The organism is Empedobacter sp. GD03739, from assembly GCF_029843245.1.
GTDB lineage: Bacteria > Bacteroidota > Bacteroidia > Flavobacteriales > Weeksellaceae > Empedobacter > Empedobacter falsenii_B.
Window position 1 is genome coordinate 34,020 of the sequence record NZ_JAOCHX010000020.1, and the last position, 22,933, is coordinate 56,952.

The 22,933-nt window shown below is 32.4% G+C and carries 19 protein-coding genes, 1 tRNA gene and 1 pseudogene; 15 read left to right on the forward strand and 6 right to left on the reverse strand.

Annotation, left to right across the window (positions count from 1 at the left end; all coding sequences use genetic code 11):
* Positions 1–141: 141 nt before the first annotated feature.
* On the reverse strand, positions 142–1,350 hold the full coding sequence (locus N5E64_RS08315; protein WP_114997771.1) for an acyltransferase family protein: 1,209 nt from the start codon (positions 1,348–1,350) through the stop codon (positions 142–144).
* Positions 1,351–1,458: 108 nt separating this feature from the next.
* Here N5E64_RS08315 and aspA point away from each other — a divergent pair, with 108 nt between their 5' ends.
* Both aspA and N5E64_RS08325 read left to right on the forward strand, forming a co-directional pair.
* Positions 1,459–2,856, forward strand: a complete 1,398-nt coding sequence (aspA, locus tag N5E64_RS08320; RefSeq protein ID WP_114997768.1) for an aspartate ammonia-lyase — start codon at positions 1,459–1,461, stop codon at positions 2,854–2,856.
* Between the two features lie 52 nt (positions 2,857–2,908).
* Positions 2,909–3,214 (forward strand): hypothetical protein, encoded by a 306-nt coding sequence (locus N5E64_RS08325; protein ID WP_114997765.1) that lies wholly within the window; start codon positions 2,909–2,911, stop codon positions 3,212–3,214.
* A 72-nt stretch (positions 3,215–3,286) separates the two neighbouring features.
* Here the strand turns inward: N5E64_RS08325 and N5E64_RS08330 are convergent, their stop codons facing one another.
* Complete coding sequence (locus tag N5E64_RS08330) at positions 3,287–4,429, reverse strand: DEAD/DEAH box helicase (RefSeq protein WP_114997763.1); 1,143 nt, start codon at positions 4,427–4,429, stop codon at positions 3,287–3,289.
* 243 nt (positions 4,430–4,672) lie between these two features.
* Between N5E64_RS08330 and N5E64_RS08335 the strand changes: the two genes are divergently transcribed.
* Together N5E64_RS08335 and N5E64_RS08340 are read left to right on the forward strand one after the other, a co-directional pair.
* Positions 4,673–5,848 carry a PLP-dependent aspartate aminotransferase family protein gene (locus N5E64_RS08335; RefSeq protein ID WP_221856611.1) on the forward strand — a complete coding sequence of 392 codons (1,176 nt, stop codon included), beginning with the start codon at positions 4,673–4,675 and terminating at the stop codon, positions 5,846–5,848.
* A 93-nt stretch (positions 5,849–5,941) separates the two neighbouring features.
* The gene (locus N5E64_RS08340) at positions 5,942–6,451 is read left to right on the forward strand and encodes a hypothetical protein (RefSeq protein ID WP_280036982.1); all 510 of its coding nucleotides are present in this window, start codon (positions 5,942–5,944) and stop codon (positions 6,449–6,451) included.
* Positions 6,452–6,489: 38 nt separating this feature from the next.
* Here the strand turns inward: N5E64_RS08340 and N5E64_RS08345 are convergent, their stop codons facing one another.
* Entirely contained in the window at positions 6,490–7,506 is a 1,017-nt protein-coding gene (locus tag N5E64_RS08345) for a low specificity L-threonine aldolase (protein ID WP_280036984.1), read from the reverse strand.
* 94 nt (positions 7,507–7,600) lie between these two features.
* On the opposite strand from N5E64_RS08345, the gene N5E64_RS08350 reads away from it, so the two are divergent.
* From N5E64_RS08350 to N5E64_RS08360, 3 genes are all read left to right on the forward strand, one after another.
* On the forward strand, positions 7,601–8,272 hold the full coding sequence (locus N5E64_RS08350) for a response regulator transcription factor (protein ID WP_114997751.1): 672 nt from the start codon (positions 7,601–7,603) through the stop codon (positions 8,270–8,272).
* A 1-nt stretch (position 8,273) separates the two neighbouring features.
* Positions 8,274–9,548 carry a cell wall metabolism sensor histidine kinase WalK gene (locus N5E64_RS08355; RefSeq protein WP_219034884.1) on the forward strand — a complete coding sequence of 425 codons (1,275 nt, stop codon included), beginning with the start codon at positions 8,274–8,276 and terminating at the stop codon, positions 9,546–9,548.
* Positions 9,549–9,613: 65 nt separating this feature from the next.
* A complete protein-coding gene (locus N5E64_RS08360; RefSeq protein WP_114997745.1) occupies positions 9,614–10,042 on the forward strand; it encodes a PepSY-like domain-containing protein in 429 nt (142 codons plus the stop codon).
* A 48-nt stretch (positions 10,043–10,090) separates the two neighbouring features.
* On the opposite strand, the gene N5E64_RS08365 is transcribed toward N5E64_RS08360, so the two are convergent.
* Entirely contained in the window at positions 10,091–10,738 is a 648-nt protein-coding gene (locus tag N5E64_RS08365) for a protein-L-isoaspartate(D-aspartate) O-methyltransferase (RefSeq protein WP_038332579.1), read from the reverse strand.
* 71 nt (positions 10,739–10,809) lie between these two features.
* Between N5E64_RS08365 and N5E64_RS08370 the strand changes: the two genes are divergently transcribed.
* Together N5E64_RS08370 and N5E64_RS08375 are read left to right on the forward strand one after the other, a co-directional pair.
* Positions 10,810–11,814, forward strand: coding sequence for a Gfo/Idh/MocA family protein (locus tag N5E64_RS08370; RefSeq protein ID WP_114997742.1), 1,005 nt, complete (start codon positions 10,810–10,812; stop codon positions 11,812–11,814).
* A 198-nt stretch (positions 11,815–12,012) separates the two neighbouring features.
* Positions 12,013–12,903, forward strand: a complete 891-nt coding sequence (locus N5E64_RS08375; RefSeq protein WP_114997739.1) for a 3-hydroxyacyl-CoA dehydrogenase family protein — start codon at positions 12,013–12,015, stop codon at positions 12,901–12,903.
* Between the two features lie 67 nt (positions 12,904–12,970).
* Here N5E64_RS08375 and tpx read toward each other — a convergent pair whose 3' ends face one another.
* Positions 12,971–13,471, reverse strand: coding sequence for a thiol peroxidase (gene tpx, locus N5E64_RS08380; protein ID WP_114997736.1), 501 nt, complete (start codon positions 13,469–13,471; stop codon positions 12,971–12,973).
* Positions 13,472–13,583: 112 nt separating this feature from the next.
* On the opposite strand from tpx, the gene N5E64_RS08385 reads away from it, so the two are divergent.
* The 3 genes from N5E64_RS08385 (at position 13,584) to N5E64_RS08395 (ending at position 16,243) form a co-directional block, all read left to right on the forward strand.
* The gene (locus tag N5E64_RS08385) at positions 13,584–14,765 is read left to right on the forward strand and encodes a pyridoxal phosphate-dependent aminotransferase (protein ID WP_280036997.1); all 1,182 of its coding nucleotides are present in this window, start codon (positions 13,584–13,586) and stop codon (positions 14,763–14,765) included.
* Between the two features lie 203 nt (positions 14,766–14,968).
* Positions 14,969–15,042: transfer RNA gene (locus N5E64_RS08390), tRNA-Met, on the forward strand.
* A 148-nt stretch (positions 15,043–15,190) separates the two neighbouring features.
* Positions 15,191–16,243: an NAD(P)/FAD-dependent oxidoreductase gene (locus tag N5E64_RS08395; protein WP_115001902.1), complete on the forward strand. Its 1,053-nt coding sequence runs from the start codon at positions 15,191–15,193 to the stop codon at positions 16,241–16,243.
* A gap of 61 nt (positions 16,244–16,304) precedes the next feature.
* Here the strand turns inward: N5E64_RS08395 and N5E64_RS08400 are convergent, their stop codons facing one another.
* On the reverse strand, positions 16,305–17,750 hold the full coding sequence (locus N5E64_RS08400) for a DUF5723 family protein (RefSeq protein ID WP_219034880.1): 1,446 nt from the start codon (positions 17,748–17,750) through the stop codon (positions 16,305–16,307).
* A gap of 80 nt (positions 17,751–17,830) precedes the next feature.
* On the opposite strand from N5E64_RS08400, the pseudogene N5E64_RS08405 reads away from it, so the two are divergent.
* The 3 genes and pseudogenes from N5E64_RS08405 (at position 17,831) to polA (ending at position 22,691) form a co-directional block, all read left to right on the forward strand.
* Positions 17,831–19,188, forward strand: a pseudogene (locus N5E64_RS08405) (IS3 family transposase).
* 236 nt (positions 19,189–19,424) lie between these two features.
* Positions 19,425–19,757: a 2Fe-2S iron-sulfur cluster-binding protein gene (locus N5E64_RS08410; RefSeq protein ID WP_180905218.1), complete on the forward strand. Its 333-nt coding sequence runs from the start codon at positions 19,425–19,427 to the stop codon at positions 19,755–19,757.
* 96 nt (positions 19,758–19,853) lie between these two features.
* Positions 19,854–22,691: a DNA polymerase I gene (gene polA, locus N5E64_RS08415; protein WP_280037005.1), complete on the forward strand. Its 2,838-nt coding sequence runs from the start codon at positions 19,854–19,856 to the stop codon at positions 22,689–22,691.
* Positions 22,692–22,933 lie beyond the last annotated feature (242 nt).

Consider the following 22,933-nt stretch of genomic DNA (forward strand, 5'->3'; position numbering starts at 1 on the left):
TTGTTTTCTAAATATTAGATGTTTCTACATCGTTTGACTCGCTCAACATGACAAGAAAATCCAATCTAGGCTGATAATTAATGTCATGTCGAGGAATCGAGACATCTCTTCTAAAAACTTATAATTTACTACTCAAGACTTTTAAACTTTAATATAAATCTTCTTTTTATCTAATAAATAAGCTAACCACCAAAAGAAAGCTAAGAAAATTAGCGAATAAACAAATGAACCAATTTCTGGAATTCCAGGAATTTTAGCGCAAACATTTTCGTAGAACCAATCCAATGGTGAAATGAATTTGATTTCTCTTTTGTCGTTTAAACCAGCTTCAATTTTGATTAAACCTAATAATCGAGGTAATAATCCGCTCAAAACAAAGATGAACAAAGGATTTTTTCCAAAAACATCAAAGAATTTCATGAAACCATTTTTGATGCCTAAAATTTCGATGAACCAAATCATAGCGCCAATTGTCAAAATTGCTAAACCAGTTGTGTTGAAAACATAAGAGCTGCTCCAAATCTTTTTATTGTACGGGAAATCCCATTGCCAAACATAACCAATTGTCAATGCAATTGTTCCTAAAACAAATAAACCAGCTAACATTTTATATTGCGGATTGTCAGTTTTTGGTAAAGGACGATTCAACCAATTGATATTTCCTTGTTTCTGAATATAATCACCAACCAAATACCCAAATAAAACCTGTGGAATAGTAGAAATTGTACTGAAAATTCCTTCGGGATCAAACGGAACACCTTCTCCTTTGTAAATATGCGCTAAACCAAGCAATTGATTATCAATTTTAGTTCCGATGAAACCTTCTAATGAATAAGGGGCAGAAGTTCCAAGTCCGAAAGTTAAAACCCAATAAAGTAGAAGAATCGCACAACTTATCAATAAAACTTGTTTTTGTTTAAAATAAAAAGCAATCACCGAAGCGAAAAAATAAGCAATTGCAATTCGTTGTAAAACGCCCATAATTCGGATTCCGCTTTCTTCTGAATCTTTCCATGCTTTGAAAATAAGTTCATTATTATCCCACTTGAAAAATGGCCACCAATTGATGAATAATCCAATTCCGAAAATTAGAATTGTTCGTTTTATTACTTTTTGCCAGAAAATTTGTTGAGGTTGTTGTTGTAATTTTGGAATCACAAAAGCCATTGCATTTCCTACAGCAAACAAAAAGAACGGAAAAACCAAATCTGTAGGCGTGCATCCGTGCCATTCTGCATGCTCCAAAGGATCGAACATAGCCGACCAAGTTCCTGGATTATTTACCAAAATCATCAACGCAACAGTTGCGCCACGAAAAACGTCTAATGAATAATAACGAGCTGCTTTCATCTCTTTTGTGTTAATGTTTTAAAGATATAGATTTTTTGAATTTTTAGACAAAATGCTTTTCAAAAAGATACTAGATTATTCCTTACCTTTAATTGTCAATAACAAACAATAAATAAAATGAGAACGGAGTCTGATTTATTAGGAGAATTACAAATTCCTGAAACGGCTTATTATGGTGTGCAAACGCAACGTGCCATTAATAATTTCAAAATTTCCAATAACTATTTGTCACATTATCCCGAATTTGTAAAAGCGCTTGGTGTTGTGAAATTAGGTGCTGCGCAAGCCAATCATGAATTAGGAATTTTATCGAAAGAATTATTTGATGCGATTTCTTTTGCTTCGAATGAGTTAATTGCTGGTAAATATACAGAGCAATTTCCAATCGATATGATACAAGGTGGTGCGGGAACTTCTACAAATATGAATGCAAATGAAGTAATTGCAAATATTGCTTTGGAGTATTTAGGAAAACAAAAAGGAGAGTATCAATTTTGTTCGCCAAATGATCATGTGAACCTTTCGCAATCTACGAATGATGCCTATCCATCTGCTTTGAAATTAGCATTATTTAATATGAATAAACCTTTGGTTGAGGCATTAACTTCGTTGTATGAGGCACTTGATAAAAAAGGGAAACAATTTGGTAATGTTATAAAAATGGGACGTACGCAATTGCAAGATGCAGTTCCAATGACGCTTGGGCAAGAGTTTGAAGGTTTTTCGAATACATTACATAAAGAAGTTGATAATTTAAACCGAATTGCTGCCGAATTATTAGTAATTAATATGGGTGCAACTGCAATTGGAACTGGATTGAATGCTGTTCCAGGTTATGCACAATTGTGTACAACTAAAATAGCTGAAATCATGAATGAAGATGTTTCGTTGGCTGATAATTTAGTTGAAGCAACTTCGGATACAAGCTCGTTTGTGGATTATTCATCAGCTTTGAAACGTCTTTGTGTGAAGTTGTCGAAAATTTGTAATGATTTACGTTTGTTAACATCTGGTCCGAGAACAGGTTTGTTCGAGATTAATTTACCTCCAAAACAACCAGGATCTTCGATTATGCCAGGGAAAGTAAATCCAGTAATTCCAGAAGTAGTGAATCAAGTTTGTTTTAAAGTGATTGGAAATGATTTATCAATAACAATGGCTGCCGAAGCTGGTCAATTACAATTAAATGTAATGGAGCCAATAATTGGTTTTTCGATTATGGAATCGATTCAATATTTAACAAATGCGATGAATACGCTACGTGTTGAATGTGTGGATGGAATTACAGCAAACGCAGAACATTTGAAAAATGAAGTACAAAATAGTATTGGAATTGTTACAGCTTTAAATCCTTACATTGGTTACAAAGCAAGTACAAAAATTGCGAAAGAAGCTTTAGAAACAGGAGGAGGTGTATATCAATTGGTCTTAGATCACGGTTTATTGTCGAAAGAACGTTTGGACGAAATCCTTGATCCTAAAAATATGCTTGGTCCACATATCTAGAAGTTGTGAGTTAGTAGTTATGAGTGATAAGTTTTGAAAAAATAAATTAATAATGAAACCTTCGAATCTTCTAAAAATAGAAACATTAAACGATGAATGGCTAGATAAGGATGTGATTATTTTACATGCTTGTTTTCAGATTTTATGCGATTGTATTGAAAAAGAAAATTTATTTACAAGTCATGTTGATTGGATGTATGATGATGAACATAAAAATGCAAAAATTGAAATTGAAAACTTATATAATTGGTGGAATAAACGTAAGCTCGATAATGATAATTTAGAAAATAATCAATATGAAGAAGATAATCAAATGTTGAAAAAATTAATAGAGTTTAGACAATATCTTTGGACTTGATTTAATTAAAAAATTATGAGTAATGAGTTCAGAGAAAACTTAGAACTTGTTACTCATAACTTAAAACTTATTTTAATATCCGTGTAAATTCACATTATCAGTTGGAAGTAAATCAACTTTTTTACCCATTTTTTTCTGAATGATTTTGAAATGATGCAAATCTTCTTCTGTAATCAAACTAATGGCTTTTCCGTTTGCATTTGCACGACCTGTACGCCCGATTCTGTGCACATAATCTAAAGGCGAACGAGGTAATTCGTAATTAATAACAGTTGGTAAACCTTCGATATGAATTCCGCGTCCAATCAAATCTGTTGCAACCAAAACTTTAATATCACCTAGTTTAAAATCTTCCAAATTATCCATTCTAGCGCCTTGGGATTTCTTACTGTGAATCGCCATTGCAGAGATTTTATTCTTTTTTAATTTTTCTACTAAATTATCTGCAGTTCGTGTCGAAGAAACAAAAACCAAAACTTGTTCTAAGTTTTCAGATTTGATTAAATAACGTAAAAAAGGACCTTTTGTTTCGGCATCAACTTTATAAGCAACTTGTTCGATTTGTTCCAAATCAATTTCTTGTTTTTTGATTTCAACAACAATTGGATCAATACTTAATGTAGATTTTATTTCATCAATTTTATCATTCAAAGTTGCAGAAAATAGAATTGATTGTTTCTTTTTCGGAACACTTTTCAAAATTCGGTTCATCTCATCTCCAAATCCTAATTGGAACATTTTGTCTGCTTCGTCAATCACCAAATATTGCAATTGATCCAATGATAACGCATTATGATCCATTAAATCCAATAAACGACCAGGAGTTGCAATCAAAATTTCTGTTCCATACAAATTTTTCATCTGTGGATTAATCGAAGTTCCTCCATACACCGCTTGCGTTTGTACCTCACGGCGTAAAGCAGTTCGCAATCCTGCAAAAGTTTGTTCAATCTGAACTGCTAGTTCACGTGTTGGAACTAAAATTAACGCTTTTATGTTACGAGATTTTTCGTACGATTGATGTTGAATTTTTTGTAGCAAAGGCGCAACAAAACACAAGGTTTTTCCAGAACCAGTTTTTGCAATTCCCATCACATCTTTTCCTTTTAAAATAGATGGAATTGTTTCGGTCTGAATTTCAAAAGGTTTTAAAAATCCAAGTTTTGTAATTGCTTTTGATAAATATGGTGATAATCCTAAATTTTCGAATGACATAAATTGATATAAGACTGCAAAGGTAGAGATTAAATTTGAATGATATTTTAGGAATAATTACTCGTTTAATCATTTTTAATCGTGATGAAAATGAAAGTTTTAAAATCGTTTCTGAAATATTTCTAAAAATCTTTTTAGAAACAGTCAAATTATCGAAACAACGATTGAAAACAGAAATAATTTCTGTTTAAAACTTTATTAAAAGCTTTTTGCTTAATAAAACTATCGTTAACTTTGATTCTTATGAAAAAAGATCAGTCTAAGATAATTCGTGAGCAAGCGCCAAGATCTGCTACTCGCGAGCATTCGGTTCCATTATATTTAACATCAAGTTTTATTTTTGATAGCGCAGAGCAAGGACGTGCAATTTTTGCAGAAGAAGAGCAAGGTATGGTTTATTCACGTTATGCAAATCCAAATACAACAGAGTTTATTAATCGCGTTTGTGCTTTGGAAAAAGCAGATGCAGGTTTAGCTTTTGCTTCGGGAATGGCTGCTGTTTTTGCATCTTTTGCTTCGTATATAAAAAGTGGAGATCATATTGTATCGAGTCGTGCAATTTTTGGTTCTACACATCAATTAATTACGCAATTATTTCCGCGTTGGGGCGTAACTTATACATATGTAGAAACGCCAAATATCGAGGATTGGGAAAAAGCAATTCAATCAAATACAAAAATTGTTTTCTTAGAATCGCCTTCAAATCCTGGATTAGAATTATTTGATTTAGAAGCTTTGGCAAAATTGAAAGAAAAACATCCGAATGTTATTTTTGCAATTGACAATTGTTTCGCAACGCCATATTTACAACAACCTTTGCAATTTGGATTTGATTTATCTATTCATTCTGCAACAAAATATATGGACGGACAAGGTCGAGTTTTGGGTGGAGTAGTTGTAGGAAAAGAAGAATTAATCAATGAAATGATGTTTTTTATTCGTCATACAGGTCCAGCGATGTCAGCTTTTAATGCGTGGACAATTTCTAAAAGTTTAGAAACGTTGCCACTTCGTATGGATCGTCATTGCGAAAATGCATTGGCGTTGGCAGAAGCTTTGGAAAATCATGCTGAAATTGCAGATGTAAAATATCCATTTTTACTATCGCATCCGCAATATGAGCTGGCGAAAAAACAAATGAAAGGCGGGGGTGGAATCGTAACATTTGAAGTGAAAGGAGGAAAAGAACGTGCTTTCAGATTTATTGATGCATTAGAAATGATTTTATATACGTCTAATTTAGGGGATTCGAGATCGATTGCAACGCATCCAGCAACTACAACTCACGCAAAATTATCAGATGCAGAACGTGCAGATTTGGGAATTATGCCAGGCTCTATTCGTTTATCAGTCGGTTTGGAGGATAAAGTGGATATTATCGAAGATATTTTGCAAGCGTTAGAAAAAACTAAGGTTTAATTAATTTATTGATTAGTTGTTGGTTAAATATAAATTTTAATAATTTATTCATTTCAGCACGGACTTTGCATATTCTAAACGAAAGTTTAGAATATGAAGAAGTTTTTAATTTTTGGTTTTGCATTGTTTACAATTTCAAGTTATGCGCAAAATAGACCAAATGATGGAAATAATAGAAATGTCGATATTTTAATTGAAAGATCTGATTATTACGGAATATCATCAAGTCAAAAAAATAAAATAATTGCTTTAAAAAAACAAGCAAGTAAAGATTTCGAAAGAGTTGGAAGAGATCGTAATTTATCTGGTTACGAAAAAGGTAGAAGAAAAAGAGAGATTTCTTACAATTTACAACGTGATATTGATAAAATCTTAAACGATAATCAACGTTATAAATGGTCAAATTCTCATCGTGACGATTATTACAAAGACCGAATTGATGATCGATTAGAGCGTTTAGAAGACGAATACGAAAGAGATATCAAGCGAATAGAACGTAATTATTCTCACGATAAAAATTTGATGAAACGTAAAAAAGAAATCAGAAAAGCAGAATATAAACGCGCGAAAGAGCGTTTGAAAAATGTGAAAGATTATTATTAAAATAAAAGGATCCAATAATTTATGGATCCTTTTATTTTTTATATTGATTTGATAAAATTTTCTACTTGTTCCTCTGGTGTTGTCCAAGAAGTGACTAATCTAATTGCAGAATTTTGTTCATCAATTTTTTGCCAAATATAAAACTCAAAATCTTGTTGTAGTTTTTCGATAATTGAATTTGGTAAAATAGGGAAAATTTGATTGGAAGATGGTTCTGTCAAAAAGTTGTGACCTTTTGCTGAAATAGCATTTGCTAATTTTTCTCCCATTTGATTGGCGTGTTTTCCCATCTCGAAAAATAAATCATCTCGAAACATTTCCGAAAATTGAATTCCTATCAAACGTCCTTTCGCTAACATTCCGCCTTTTTGCTTAATATGATAACGAAAATCTTCGTCCAATTTTAAATTATTTATCACAATTGCTTCACCTAAAAGTGCACCATTTTTAGTTCCACCAATGTAAAAAACATCTGCAAAATTTGCCATATCTTCTAAGTTTAAATCACATTTAGAAGAAGTTAAAGCAGAAGCTAAACGTGCGCCATCAACAAAAAGGTATAAATTATTTTCTTGGCAAAAATGATAAAGCTTTTGCAATTCCTTTTTTGAATAAACACTTCCAACTTCCGTAGAATTAGAAATATAAACCAATTTTGGCTTTACCATATGCTCGTCCGTATGTGTGGCAAGAATAATCGAAATTTGCTCAGGAGTTATTTTTCCATTATCCGTCGCAATGGTATTTATTTTATGTCCTGTTGCTTCTATCGCGCCCGTTTCGTGAACGGCAATATGCCCGCTTTCGGCTGCAACTACAGATTCGTGTGGTTTTAGAATAGAAGAAATTACAATTAAATTGGCTTGTGTTCCACCAGAAACAAAATGAATTGCTGAATCTTTTTTCAGTCTTTTTTTGATGAACTCTCTTGCTTCATTGCAAAATTCGTCTTCGCCGTAACCAATTGTTTGTTCTAAATTTGTATCGATTAATCGTTGCAAAATTGCTGGGTGAGCACCTTCGCTATAATCATTTTTAAAGCTATATTTTTTCAAAATTGAAATCTTAAATTTTGAGAATAAAAGTAGGAGTTTTCCTAATTCTTTCCTATTTTACTATCTATTTTTACCAATTATTTAAACTGAAGTTATGAAGATTTTAGTCGTAGAAGATGAAATAAAATTGCAAGAAACAATTGTTGAGTTTTTAGAAAAGGAAAAGATGATTGTCGAAACAGCAGATAATTATCAGCAAGCTTTGGATAAAATAATTTCGTTCGATTATGATTGCATTTTATTGGATATGATGTTACCAGACGGTGATGGAATGTCTTTGTTGAAGGAATTGAAGAATCTTCATAAAGAAACTTCGGTGATTATTTTGTCGGCGAAAGATTCGGTTGATGATAAAGTAGAAGGATTATTGATTGGCGCGGATGATTATTTAGCGAAACCATTTCATTTTGCTGAATTATTGGCTCGAATTAAAGTTGCTTTGCGCAAAAATCTACAAAAAGGAGAGGATGTTTTGAGTTATAAAAATATTCAAATTTTTCCCGAAGATCGTTTGGTAAAAGTAAATAATATCGAACTGAAATTAAACAGAAAGGAATATGATTTGCTGTATTATTTTATGTTGAGACCCGAACGTGTTTTTCAGAAAACAACTTTAGCAGAAAGTGTTTGGGGAGATCATATTGAGCTATCTGATAATTTAGATTTTATTTATTCGCAAATAAAAAATCTAAGAAAAAAAATGAAAGAAGCAAATTCTGAAGCCGATTTACAAGCGGTTTATGGGATTGGTTATAAGTTGATTTAACATGAAAATATCACTAAAAAATTATACATTTCGTTACCTCACATTTTGGTTGCTTATCGTTATTGCGATTTGGGCATTTCTTTTTCATTCCTTGATTTTGGATGAAGTTTATGACAATGTAGATGACGGATTAAAGAATCAAAAAATTGAAATTATTCGAGAAGCTTATCGCGATCCGAATTTATTAAATACAACCGAATTTGGATTAAGTCAATTCAAAATTTCCAAAGTTGATCCAAGTAAATATGATGAAAGAAATCACTTTTCGAATGAGTTGGTTTACATGGGATACGATGATGATATGGAACCTTATCGTATATTGAGAACTGGTTTTTATGACAAAGAAAATCATCCGTATTCATTAGAAATAAGAACCTCAACAGTCGAAGAAGATGAATTGATTTATGATTTATCGATTTCTTTGATTGCGTTGTATGTTTTTATTTTGATTAGTATTTTATTGATTAATCATTTTGGATTGAAAAAAGCCTTCAAACCTTTTGGGCAAATTATTTCTCAATTAAGAAAATATGAAGTAGGAAATAACGAAAAACCAAAACTTGTCGAAACGAATGTGAAAGAATTTTCTTATTTGCAAAAAGAAATTGAGCGAATGATTAATCGAAATGATGAGGTTTTTAATTCACAAAAATTGTTCATCGAAAATGCTTCCCACGAATTGCAAACACCTTTGACAATTGCGCTAAACAAACTTGATTTGCTAATAGAAAATTCAGATTTAAAAGAAAAAGAGGTGATGAGTTTGGTAGAAACCAAGCAAACACTTTGGCGAATGGTGAATCTTAATAAATCGTTGTTAATGTTATCTCGAATCGAGAATAATCAATACAAAAATAATGTTGAAGTTAATTTTACAGCTTTGACAAAAGATTTGATCGAAGATTATGAAGAAATTTTAGAAGCAGAAGAAATTAAATTAGAAACGAATTTTAAGGCAGATTTTATTCTTGATTTTAATATCGATTTAGCGCGAATTTTAATTTCAAATTTGATTCGAAATGCGATCAAACATAATAATGATGAGAAAATTATTAAGATAGAAAGTGATTCAAATCAATTTATAATTTCGAATACAGGGAAAAACGCAACATTGGATTCGAATCTTATTTTTAGTCGTTTTTATAAACAAGGGACAAGTGATGGAAATAATGGATTAGGGCTTTCGATTGTGGACACGATTATCAAAAATCAACAAAATTTGACGTTACATTACAATTATGAGTTTCCTTTTCATCAATTTATTCTGAAAAAATAAATTATTCCCAAATCTTTCCTAATTCACTTTGCAACTTTGTCTTAATAATTATAAAATCAAACAAAATGAAAAAGTTTTTAAGTGTTATCATGTTAAGTGCAACGTTGATTTCTTTTGCTCAAGATAAAGCAATAAAATATAACCAAGTTCCAAAAATGGGACAGCAATTTATCAACAAATATTTTGGTGTAAAACAAGTTGGTTCTGTGATGTTGGACGACGATTATTTTTCGAAAGAATATAAAGTGTATTTGGCAAATGGAACAAAAGTAGAATTTGATGGAGACGGAGCTTGGAAAGAAGTCGATGGAAAACGAAATGCTATTCCAACAGGATTTATTCCAGCTAAAATTTCGAATTATGTGAAAAGAAGTTTTCCGAATACTACAATAACAAAAATTGAAAGAGACCGAAAAGAAATTGAAGTGAAATTGAACAATGGACTTGAATTAAAATTTGATAAAAACGGAAATTTTAAGAAAATTGATGATTAATAAATAAAATAAAAAACTCCAACTAAACTTTAGTTGGAGTTTTTTATTCTATTTATCTCGACTTTCTAACATTGGCACAAATTTGAAATCACCAAATTCGTAATGTTCAAATTGATCTTCTGATAATCTCATAATGACAATCATTCGTTGCGATTGTTCACCAACTGGAATCACCATTATTCCTCCAATATTCAATTGTTTTTTTAATTCTTCTGGAATTTCTGGCGCACCAGCCGTTACAATAATTTTATCAAAAGGAGCAAAAGAAGGTAAACCTTTGTAACCATCTCCATACGTTTGATAACGTGGCTCGAAATTGATTTTTTTCAACATGATTTTCGAGAAATCAAACAAATCTTTTTGTCTTTCAATCGTAAAAACTTCAACACCCAAAGCAACCAAAACAGCAGTTTGATAACCAGAACCAGTTCCGATTTCTAAGACTTTTTCATTAGGCTGAATGTCTAATAATTGTGTCTGAAAAGCAACTGTAAACGGATGCGAAATCGTTTGTCCAGCAGCAATCGGAAAAGCTTCGTCGCGATATGCGAATTCCGTAAATGCGCTGTCTAAAAATAAATGTCGTGGCACTAAATTAATAGCTTCCAATACGTTTTCATCTTCAATTCCTTTCGAGCGCAACAAATCAACCAACATTTTGCGTCGTCCTCTGTGTTTAAAATCGTCTACAGACATATTCCAAAATTTTTACAAAAATGCATTAAATACAACTTATTCTCATTAATTTTAACGGCAAAATCTACCAAATGTTAAAAGTAGGAGTGATCGGTGCTGGGCACCTTGGAAAAATCCATTTAAAGTTATTAAATCAATCGGAAAGATACGAATTAATTGGCTTCTTTGATTCTTTTGAAGAAAATGGAAAAAAAGTTGAAGCTGAATTTGGGTATAAATATTTTAGTTCGATGGACGAATTAATTGATGCTGTTGATGTTGTCGATATTGTGACACCAACGTTATCACATTATGAAGTGGCATTGAAAGTGATCGAAAAAAATAAACATTTTTTCATCGAAAAACCAGTTACGCATACCTTAGAAGAGGCAGATCATTTGTTGAAATTGACAAATGAAAAAGGTTTGAAAGCGCAAGTTGGACACGTAGAGCGTTTTAATCCTGCATTTACAGCGGCTGCACCTTTTATCGAAGAACCATTGTTTATTGAAACGCATCGTTTGGCAGAATTTAATCCGCGCGGTACAGATGTTCCTGTAGTTTTAGATTTGATGATTCATGATTTAGATGTGATTTTATCGATTGTAAAATCAGAAATTAAATCAATTCATTCGTCTGGAGTTTCGGTAATTAGTGATACACCTGATATTGCAAATGCTCGAATTGAGTTTGAAAATGGTTGTGTGGTGAATGTTTCGACAAGTAGAATGTCAATGAAAAATATGCGAAAAATGCGTGTTTTTCAACGAAATGCGTATATTTCAATTGATTTCTTGACGAAAAAGACTGAAATTATTAAAATGCACAAAGCGCCAGAAAATCCAAGTGAATTTGCGATGATTTTGGAAAACGATAAAGGAGATCGTAGAGAAATTTGTTTTGAACATCCAGAAATTTTACCAAATAATGCAATTTTGGATGAATTAGAAAGCTTTGCAGATTCTATTGTGAATAATTCACCAATTAAAGTTTCGTTACAAGATGGACGAAATGCATTGAAAGTTGCATTGGAGATTATTGCTTATTTTGAAAAAGAACAGCAAGTCATCAAAAATCAAACAATCGAGAAAGAATAAATCGATGTTAGATTTTAGAAGTTCGAATTTCGCTAAACGCATGAATATGATGTGATTTTGAAACAAGTTCAGAATGACGAAAATTTGTCAAGCTGAATTCATTTCAGCTTCTCATTCTGAAAAATCAAATTTCGCAAAACTCATTTCGAACTTCGAATCTCGAAAAAAAATAAATAATAAAAACAAACATACAAAAAGATGAAAAACATTACAGTTATTGGAGCTGGAACGATGGGGAATGGAATTGCTCACGTTTTCGCACAATCAGGATTTGCAGTGAATTTGGTTGACGTTTCTCAAGATAGTTTGGAGCGTGGATTGAAAACAATCGCTGGAAATTTGGAGCGTATGATCGCCAAAGAAAAAATTACGGAAGCTGACAAAACAGCAACTTTAAATAATATTACAACATTTACAGATACTGCGGAAGCGGTAAAAAATGCGGATTTAGTTGTAGAAGCTGCAACAGAAAATTTAGATTTGAAATTGAAAATCTTCAAACAAATTGATGAAGCTGCGCCAGCAAATGCAATTTTAGCGTCTAATACTTCTTCTATTTCGATTACAAAAATTGCGTCTGTTACAAGTCGTCCAAAACAAGTGATTGGAATGCATTTCATGAATCCAGTTCCGATGATGAAATTGGTTGAAATTATTCGTGGTTACGATACAACAGACGAAGTAACGAAAGCGATTATGGAAATGTCAGAAAAATTAGGAAAAGTTCCAGTTGAAGTGAATGATTATCCAGGTTTTATCGCCAATCGTATTTTAATGCCAATGATTAACGAAGCAATTTATTCTTTATATGAAGGAGTTGCGGGCGTGAAAGAAATTGACGAAGTAATGAAATTAGGTATGGCTCATCCAATGGGACCATTACAATTAGCAGATTTTATCGGTTTAGACGTTTGTTTATCAATCTTAGAAGTGTTGTACGATGGTTTCAAAAATCCTAAATATGCACCTTGTCCATTGTTAGTTAACATGGTAACTGCTGGTAAAAAAGGAGTAAAATCTGGAGAAGGATTCTATGATTATTCAGAATCTAAAAAAGCAGAAAAATTAGCTGCTCAGTTTGCGAAGTAGTTTATCTTACACAAAATAGTCAAAACAAAAAGCGTTACTTTTCGGGTAACGCTTTTTTTTATTTTGATTACTTAATTGCAGCTAAAGCATGTGTGTAATCTGGTTCTTGTCCAATTTCAGGAACTTGTTCTGCATAAGCAACTTCTCCATTTGGATTAATTACTACAACTGCGCGAGATAATAATCCATTTAATGGTCCATCAACCATTTTAACACCATAAGCATTTGCGAATTCTTCATTTTTGAAATCAGATAAAGTGACTACATTATCCAAACCTTCGGCAGCACAAAAACGAGATAAAGCGAAAGGTAAATCTTTCGAAATACATAACACAACTGTATTTGCAGCAGAAGAAACTTCTTTGTTAAAAGTTCGTACAGATTGCGCACAAACACCAGTGTCAACACTTGGAAAAATATTTAAAACAACATTTTTTCCAGCATAATCAGCCAATGTTTTGTCGCTTAAATCTCCTGCTGTTAAAGCAAAAATCGGCGCTTTTTCACCAATTATAGGTAAATCTCCGCCTGTATGAATAGGATTTCCTTTGAATGTAATTTCAGCCATAATTTTTTATTTTATTCTTAGATTTTTAATGATTAAAAGTAACAAAATTCTACGGAGAAAAAAGTATCTTCGCAATAATAAATTGTTACATTACAAATAACACACAAATATTATGCAACTTTCAAAGCGTTTACAGAATTTGAAACCATCTGCAACTATTGCAATGTCTGCGAAAGCAAGAGAATTAAAATCACAAGGAATCGATGTGATTAGTTTAAGTATTGGAGAACCAGATTTCAATACACCAGATTTTATCAAGGAGGCAGCTAAAAAAGCTATCGACGAAAATTATTCAGGATATCCTCCAATTGCAGGGTATGCAGATTTGAAGGAAACAATTTGTAAGAAGTTTAAACGTGATAACAATATTGAATATACAGCAAATCAAGTTGTTGTTTCTACTGGAGCAAAACAATCTATTTATAATGTTTTACAAGCAATTGTAGACGAAGGAACTGAAGTAATTATTCCAACACCTTATTGGGTTTCTTATTCAGATATCGTAGAATTATCAGGAGGAACGCCAGTTTTTGTGGAAGGAACTTTAGAAGCTGATTTCAAAATTACACCAGCACAGTTAGAAGCTGCAATTACAGATAAAACTCGTGCTATTATTTATTCATCTCCTTGTAATCCGTCAGGATCAGTTTACACAAGAGAAGAATTGAAAGGTTTGGCTGAGGTTTTAGCAAAATATCCAGATGTGATTATTATTTCGGACGAAATTTATGAGCACATTGTTTACGGAGAAAAAAATGTTTCGATTGCATCTTTCCCAGAAGTTTATAATCAAACAGTAACTGTAAATGGTTTAGCAAAAGCTTTCGCAATGACAGGTTGGAGAATTGGTTTCATTGGAGCGCCAGCTTGGTTAGCAAAAGCATGCGAAACGTTACAAGGACAAGTGACTTCGGGAGCAACGTCTATCGCTCAACGAGCGGCAATTACGGCTTTAGAAGCAGATCCAAGCTCAGTTCAATACATGGTTGATGCGTTTGCAGAACGTCGTGAATTGATGTTAGGTTGGGCGAAAGAAATTCCAACATTCAAAGTTAACGAACCAAAAGGAGCTTTCTATTTATTCCCAGACGTTACGGCAACTTTCGGAAATACGTACAATGGTGTTACAATTAACAATGCAGATGATTTGGCTTTATATTTATTAGAACATGCTCAAGTTGCGGTTGTTTCTGGTTCGGCTTTCGGATCTAAAAATTGTATTCGTATCTCGTATGCGGCGTCTGTAGAGGAGTTGAAAGAAGCAATGACACGTATCAAAAATGCTTTAGCATAAGTAGAAAAGCAGATAAAATATCAAAATCCTCAAGTTTTGCTTGAGGATTTTTTTGTAGATGATATTTTCTTCAAAAAAATGTGATTTTAATTTTAATGAATTTCAATTGATTAGCCTATTTAAGCGACTTTTTATTGAAAATATTTCAAAAAAGATTTGTTTTAATCGAAAATAACCTCTTATATTTGCACCACTAAAAACAAGGCGAGGTAGCTCAGATGGTTAGAGCGCAGGATTCATAACCCTGAGGTCGGCAGTTCGATTCTGCTCTTCGCTACAAATTCAAAAGACAAATTCATTATTGAATTTGTCTTTTTTATTATCAATAAATATTATTAGACTTCTGATGATAATCATCGATTAATCCTTTCAAATTCATTAAATTTGCATTCAATTTAGTAACGTTCTAAATAAAATTCAAAAAAATGATTCAAACAGATATAGTTATAATCGGAGCTGGACCAACTGGTCTTTTTGCCGTTTTCGAAGCTGGTTTATTAAAAATGAGATGTCATATTATTGATGCACTTCCTCAACCAGGAGGGCAATTGACAGAATTGTATCCAAAAAAACCAATTTTTGATATTCCTGGTTATCCTTCTGTTGGTGCAGGTGAATTGATTGATAACTTAATGGAGCAAATCAAACAATTTGAGCCAGGTTTTACATTGAACGAACAAGCTGCAACAATCGATAAGCAAGAAGACGGAACTTTTATTGTAACAACAAATAAAGGAACGCAAGTGCAAGGAAAAGCGGTTGCGATTGCAGGTGGTCTTGGATCTTTTGAGCCTCGTAAGCCAATTATCGAAAACATCGAAGCGTATGAAGAAAACGGAGTGGAGTATTTTGTAAAAAATCCTGAACTGTTCCGTGATAAAAAAATCGTAATTGCTGGTGGTGGAGATTCTGCTTTGGATTGGTCGATTTTCTTGGCTGATGTGGCTGCGGAAGTTACGTTGGTACACAGAAGAAATGAGTTCCGTGGAGCGTTAGATTCTGTTGATAAAGTAATTGAATTGAAAAAAGCTGGAAAAATTAATTTGGTTACTCCAGCTGAAATTACTGGAATCAAAGGTGAAGGAAAAGTGGAAAGTTTGGTAATTGAAAAAGAAGGTGAAACTTTTGAACTTGAAACAGATTATTTTATTCCATTGTTTGGTCTTTCTCCAAAACTAGGTCCTATTGCAAATTGGGGATTGGAGATTGAGAAAAATGCAATCAAGGTAAATAATGCGTTAGATTATCAAACAAATATCGAAGGAATTTACGCGATTGGAGACGTAAATACTTATCCAGGAAAATTGAAATTGATTTTATGTGGTTTCCATGAAGCAACGTTAATGTGTCAGTCTGTTTACAATAGAATGAATCCTGGGAAAAAATTTGTCTTGAAATACACAACTGTTTCTGGTGTTGATGGTTTCGACGGGACAAGAAAAGAAGCCGAAAAAGCGGTTGTCAAAGCTATTGACTAATTTTAACAAAATAAATAGAAATATTTTTTAAATCTTTTACGTTTTGCGTAAAAGGTTTTTTTTATTCACATTCACAAGGTTCTCTACTTCGTCTTTTGGCTTCATTGTCCCAAAAAGGATAAAATTTTAATCCAAAATAAAAGTTCGCAGAAGTTAATTTTTTCTGTTTGAAAACGATTGGAATTGCATTATCACTGCCCAAAATTAGAGGGCCAATTCTTACATAACCTCCAAACGTTACATTTTCATAATCATAGATAGAAAGTGAAGGCCCAATTCCAAATCCATCTTTTTGGATAGAATAAGAAGTTTGGAGCACATTGATACGTTTCAAACTATTCTCGAAAACTGGAATTCGTTGCATCCAATTGAAATTTAAATAATGATTTTCGATAATTTTTTTACTTAGATTAAGATGCAAACTTGTTGGTAAACCGATTGAAAAATTATTTCCAGTTTTAGATTTTGTTTCATCACCATAAACTTCTTTGCTCAAAAGTCCTAAATATTGATCAACACTTTCAAATTCAACTCCATCTAATTTTGGATTATTACGAATTTGAACTCTTTGCGAGGGATTGTAGAAATGATGGTTATCGCCTCTGAATTTTACTAATCCAACATCTAATAAATTTGCCGAAAATTTGAAATCATATAATTCATCATTCGCTCTTCTGTTCACAAAAGAAATTCCTAAATCTATTCCAACTCCATTTCCTCTATTTCGTAAAACATATTTATCGCGATCAAAATCATAATTGGTAGAATATCCTGCTTTTATATCATAATTTGACGCATAAATATTTGCATCAGGATTGTCGATTGTACTTGTTATAGTTGGTTCAGCTTCTAATTTTATCGCGTTTTTACTTTTGATATACGCGCCATCTAAACCCAAAAGATATTTAATATTTGCCCCAATAATAACTTCAGAAGTATTAGTTGTATACAAATTTGTCGCAACATTTAAGCCTAATTCAGCCCAATTCATTGCATTTGTCTTTGTAGGTTCAAACTCATAATTTTTTGGTTCTATTTCATTCTGATTACTAAAACGAAAATAATTATCTAAATCTTTAATAGAACCTTGTGTACGAAGTCGGGTGAAAATTCCAAGACGATAAGTTTGATTATTAATTTTCTTTTTAAAAGAAACGGAAGGTCCCAGAAAATCATTTTCCAAATGATAAGAAATCGTATTTCTAGTTGCGAAATCTAAAATATTAGAATGCGTTTCTCCTCTTATTCCAGCTTTTATATTTGCTGATTTTGTTTCACCTTTTATTAAACCTAATACGTTTTGATCGGATACGTAAGCGTAATCATTTCTGAATAAAATATCCTCAGAAATAATATTAATATCCCATTTATTCGGGTTAAAATATGAAGTTGTCGGAGAAAAAACACTACCGTTAATCCCGCTATATTGATCATTACTAAAAGATAAAATATTTTGTCCAAACGTAAATCCTGAACAAAAAATAACGGTTAATAAAAGTTTTTTCAAATTGTAAATCTTCAGCAAAAAGTGGACAGTTAAGACCTAAAAATTAAGTTAGTGTTTTCATTAAAACATTAACTTTAATTATGGCAAATTTTAAAAAGAAAACTCCAGAAAAATTTGTAAAAGATATCCGTAATAATACACGAAGAATTTTTACAGCTGAACAAAAGATATTAATCGTAATGGAAGCTTTACGAGCAGAGACTTCTATTGCTGAACTATGTCGAAAATATTCTATTTCACAATCTCAATTTTATAAATGGAATAAAGAGTTTTTGGAAGCTGGTAAAAAGCGACTTTCAGGTGATATAACACGTGAAGCAACGAGCGATGATGTTTCTGATTTACGTAAAGAAAACATGCGTTTAAAGGAGATTGTAGCCGATTTAGTTGTTCGCTATGATATCGTAAAAAAAACCTTGGACTCATTGGATTAATTGGTAAATTCAAGAAATATATGCGATTATCAGCAAGTGAAAAATACGAGATTATTGAAGTTGTTACACGTTCAGAAATCGGTGTTAAACGGACTTTGGATGAGTTTGGTATTTCCAGAAGTACATTTTACAAATGGTATTCTAATTATCTTGAAAATGGATTTGAAGGTTTAGAATCAAAACGTCCATCTATTCATCGAAAATGGAACAGTATTCCCGAATCTCAGAAAGATTTGATTGTAGAATTAGCCTTAGATTATCCAGAATTATCGGCTAGAGAATTAGCATTTAAAATGACGGACGAATTAGGTGTTTTTATTTCAGAATCGAGCGTTTATCGGATATTAAAGCAAAGAGATTTGATTTCTGCACCCAATCATATCTTAATTTCAGCAGCAAATGAATTCAACGACAAAACCAATTTTGTGCATGAAATGTGGCAAACAGATTTTACATATTTCAAGATTATTGGTTGGGGATGGTATTATTTGAGTACTATTTTGGACGATTACAGTCGCTATATTATTCATTGGGAGTTGTGCAGCTCGATGAAGGCTGAAGATGTAAAAAGAACCGTAAAAAAGGCAATTGAAAAGGCTCAAATTAAAACCAAACAGAGACCAAAATTATTGTCAGACAATGGACCTTGTTATGTTTCAAATGAATTAAAAGATTATTTGAAAAATACTCAAAAAATGAAACATATACGAGGAAAACCGCTTCATCCTCAAACGCAAGGAAAAATTGAACGTTATCATAGAACAATGAAAAATGTGGTAAAACTGGATCATTATTATCATCCTGAGGAACTAATTTTTGCCCTCGAACATTTTGTCGAAAATTACAACAATCGTAGATATCATGAGGCTTTGAATAATCTAACTCCTGCCGATATGTATTTCGGAAGAGCAGATAAAATATTGGAAAAAAGAGCAATTATTAAACAAAAAACAATCGCTAAAAGAAGGCAATTGTATTTTCAACAAAAAATTATAAATTTATAAAAAAAACACTCTCTTAATTTTTTAACTGAAATGTCTCATTTGTTTTGAAAACGTACAGCCATATATTTTATAATCTATTTCGTGTGAATTCATTTTTTTAATTTTACTAATTAGTCGACAAAATTCGTAATTCGTAACAGTTCTTATTTAAAATTAGTATTAAATATGAACCAATGAGGTATATTCTTTTTTTGAAAGTAAACAATCCGTATTTTTGTTTAACTTGAAAAAGTATTATGGCAGATATTAAAATTACAATTATAGATAGAGAAGGTGTTTCGCATGAAGTTGACGCGCCTACTGATATGAATATGAATATCATGGAGCTTGTGCGCGCCTACGAATTAGCACCAGAAGGAACCATTGGTATTTGTGGTGGAATGGCGATGTGTGCCTCTTGTCAATGTTATGTGTTGACTCCAGAAATTCAATTACCAGAAATGACGCCTGATGAAGATGCAATGTTAGCAGAGGCATTTAATGTGAAAGATAATTCACGTTTAGGTTGTCAGTTACATCTTTCGGATGAAATGGATGGATTGGTTGTTGAATTAGCACCAGAATATTAAATTTTAGTTTTACGTGGTACGTTATAAGTTCTACGTCACAATTTTGTTATTATCGTTTAGCGTAAAACGTTTAGCGTAATACTTAAAACTTATTAAATGAATCAATTAGATAAAAGACTTTTTTTGTTAGATGCTTATGCCTTAATTTTTAGAGGATATTATGCATTTATCAAAAATCCACGAATCAACTCAAAAGGTTTCAATACATCGGCAATTATGGGATTTACGAATTCCTTGTTCGATGTTATTCGACGTGAACAACCAACGCATTTGGCGGTTGTTTTTGATGTTGGTCAAGCAACAGTTCGTACGGTAGATTTTCCTGAATATAAAGCAAATCGTGATGAAACGCCAGAAGCAATTCGTCAAGGAGTTCCGTATATTCAAGATATTTTACGTGCGTTAAAAATTCCAGTACTTTTTGCCGAAGGTTACGAAGCAGATGATGTGATCGGAACATTAGCACAGAAAGCAGAGAAAGCTGGTTATACAACTTATATGGTGACACCCGATAAGGATTTTGCGCAATTGGTAACGGAAAAAATTAAAATGTATCGTCCTGCTGCAAATGGAAAAGGTGTTGAGATTTGGGGAATTGAAGAAGTAAAAGAAAAATTTGAAATCGACGATCCAATTCAAGTTATCGATTACCTTGGAATGATGGGTGATGCTGTGGATAATATTCCAGGTTTACCAGGTGTTGGAGCAAAAACGGCAAGTAAATATTTGAAAGAATTTGGATCATTGGAAAACCTTTTAGCGAATACAGATAAGCTGAAAGGGAAAGCTAAAGAAAAGATTGAAGAGAATAAAGAGCTTGGAATTCTTTCGAAGAAATTAGCAACGATTATTACAGATGTTCCTGTAGAATTTGATGAAGAAGATTTAACGGTTTGCCCGCCAGATATAGAAAAAGTTACTGAACTTTTCACGGAGTTAGAATTCCGTCGTATGTTAGAAACGGTTTACAGAATTTATGGTTTGGATGTTTCGGGAATTATCAAAGAAGCGCAAGAAGAAATTTCTGCGGCAAGTCAGATTTCTTCGAATCAAGTGCAAATGGCTCAACAATCATTGTTCGATTTTACGTCTGATGAAGAAATCGTTCCACAAAATTCAGCTTTTACAGATATTTCAACAACGAATCATTTATATCAATTAATCGATACGAAAAAAGGTAGAGAAATTTTATTACGAAATATTCTAAAACAAAAAGAAGTGACGTTCGATACGGAAACAACTTCTTTGGATGCTTTAGAAGCTGAATTGGTTGGAATTTCATTTTCTTGGGAAAAAGGAAAAGGTTATTATGTTCCTTTTTCAACTGATTTCGAGGAAACAAAAGCAATTATCAACGAATTTAAACCATTTTTTGAAGATGAATCAATTTCGAAAATTGGTCAAAATCTAAAATATGATATTAAAGTTTTAAACAAATATGACATTGTTGTTTTAGGTCAGAATTTTGATACGATGATTGCGCATTATTTGATTAATCCAGATATGCGTCACAATATGGATGTGTTGTCAGAAACATATTTGAGCTATCAACCAGTTTCAATCGAAAGTTTGATTGGAAAAAAAGGAAAGAATCAAAAGAATTTCCGTGATGTTCCGTTGATGGAGCAAACTGAATATGGAGTAGAAGATTCTGATATTACAAATCAATTGAAAAATCTTTTCGAACCAGAATTAATCAAAGCAAATACACACAAATTATTCACTGATCTTGAAATGCCATTGATGCAAGTTTTGGCTGATATGGAATTGGAAGGTGTTAATTTGGATGTTCCGTTCTTGAAAGAACTTTCAGTTAAACACGAAGCGAAATTAAGAGAATTGGAAGCAAAAATTCAGGAAGATGCTGGAGAAGAATTCAATCTTAACTCGCCAAAACAATTGGGAGAAATCTTATTTGATAAATTACAATTAGATCCAAAAGCGAAGAAAACCAAAACAGGTCAGTACGCAACAGGAGAAGAAATTTTATCGAAATTGAAAGATAAACATCCAATTATCAATGATATTTTAGAGTACCGTCAATTACAAAAATTAAAATCGACTTATATTGATGCGTTGCCAGAATTGGTGAATCCAAAAACTGGTCGCGTGCATACAACATACGCGCAAACGGTTGCTGCAACGGGACGTTTGTCTTCTGTAAATCCGAATTTACAAAACATTCCGATTCGTTCAGAAGAAGGTCAGCAGATTCGTAAAGCCTTTGTTGCACGAGATGAAAATCATGTGATTATTTCTGCCGATTATTCGCAAATTGAATTGCGTTTGATTGCGCAAATGTCACAAGATCCTGCAATGGTAGAGGCTTTCAAACATGGAGAAGATATTCATGCTTCTACTGCCGCAAAAGTTTTTAATGTGGCGTTGGATGAGGTGACGCGTGAACAACGTAGTCAGGCAAAAACGGTGAATTTCGGAATTATTTATGGTGTTTCGGCTTTCGGTTTGGCAGATCAAGCGAATATTTCTCGTAAAGAAGCCAAAGCATTGATTGATGCGTATTATGAAACTTACCCAACGTTGAAAGCGTATATCGAAAAACAAGTTGAGGTGGCTCGTGACCAAGGTTTTGTAGAAACGTTAATGGGACGTCGCCGTTATTTGAAAGATATCAATTCGAGAAATGCAGTAGTGCGTTCGCATGCTGAGCGAAATGCTGTAAATGCACCAATACAAGGAACTGCGGCTGATATCGTGAAAATGGCAATGATTCAAATTCAGAAAGAATTGAAGAAAAATTATAAAACCAAAATGATTTTACAAGTGCATGATGAGTTAATTTTTGATGCACCAAAAGATGAGGTTGAAAAAGTTTCTGAATTAATCAAATCGACTATGGAAGCTGCAATGCAAATGGATGTTCCGTTGATTGCAGAAGTCGGAGTAGGAGCGAATTGGTTAGAAGCTCATTAGAAAAATATTATTTACAATAATTATAAAGCGTTACTTTTTAGTAGCGTTTTTTTTTGTTAAAATATCTATAAAATATTCTGATTAACAAATTCTTAACGAGATTAAAATATATCTTTAATTCATTATTGATTTTAAATTATATGAATAAAATATTTTACTTATTTACATTGTTTACGATTTGCTTAAATGCGCAAATTGTAAATTTAAAAATATTAGATCTTTCTGATAATTTTCCATTGGAC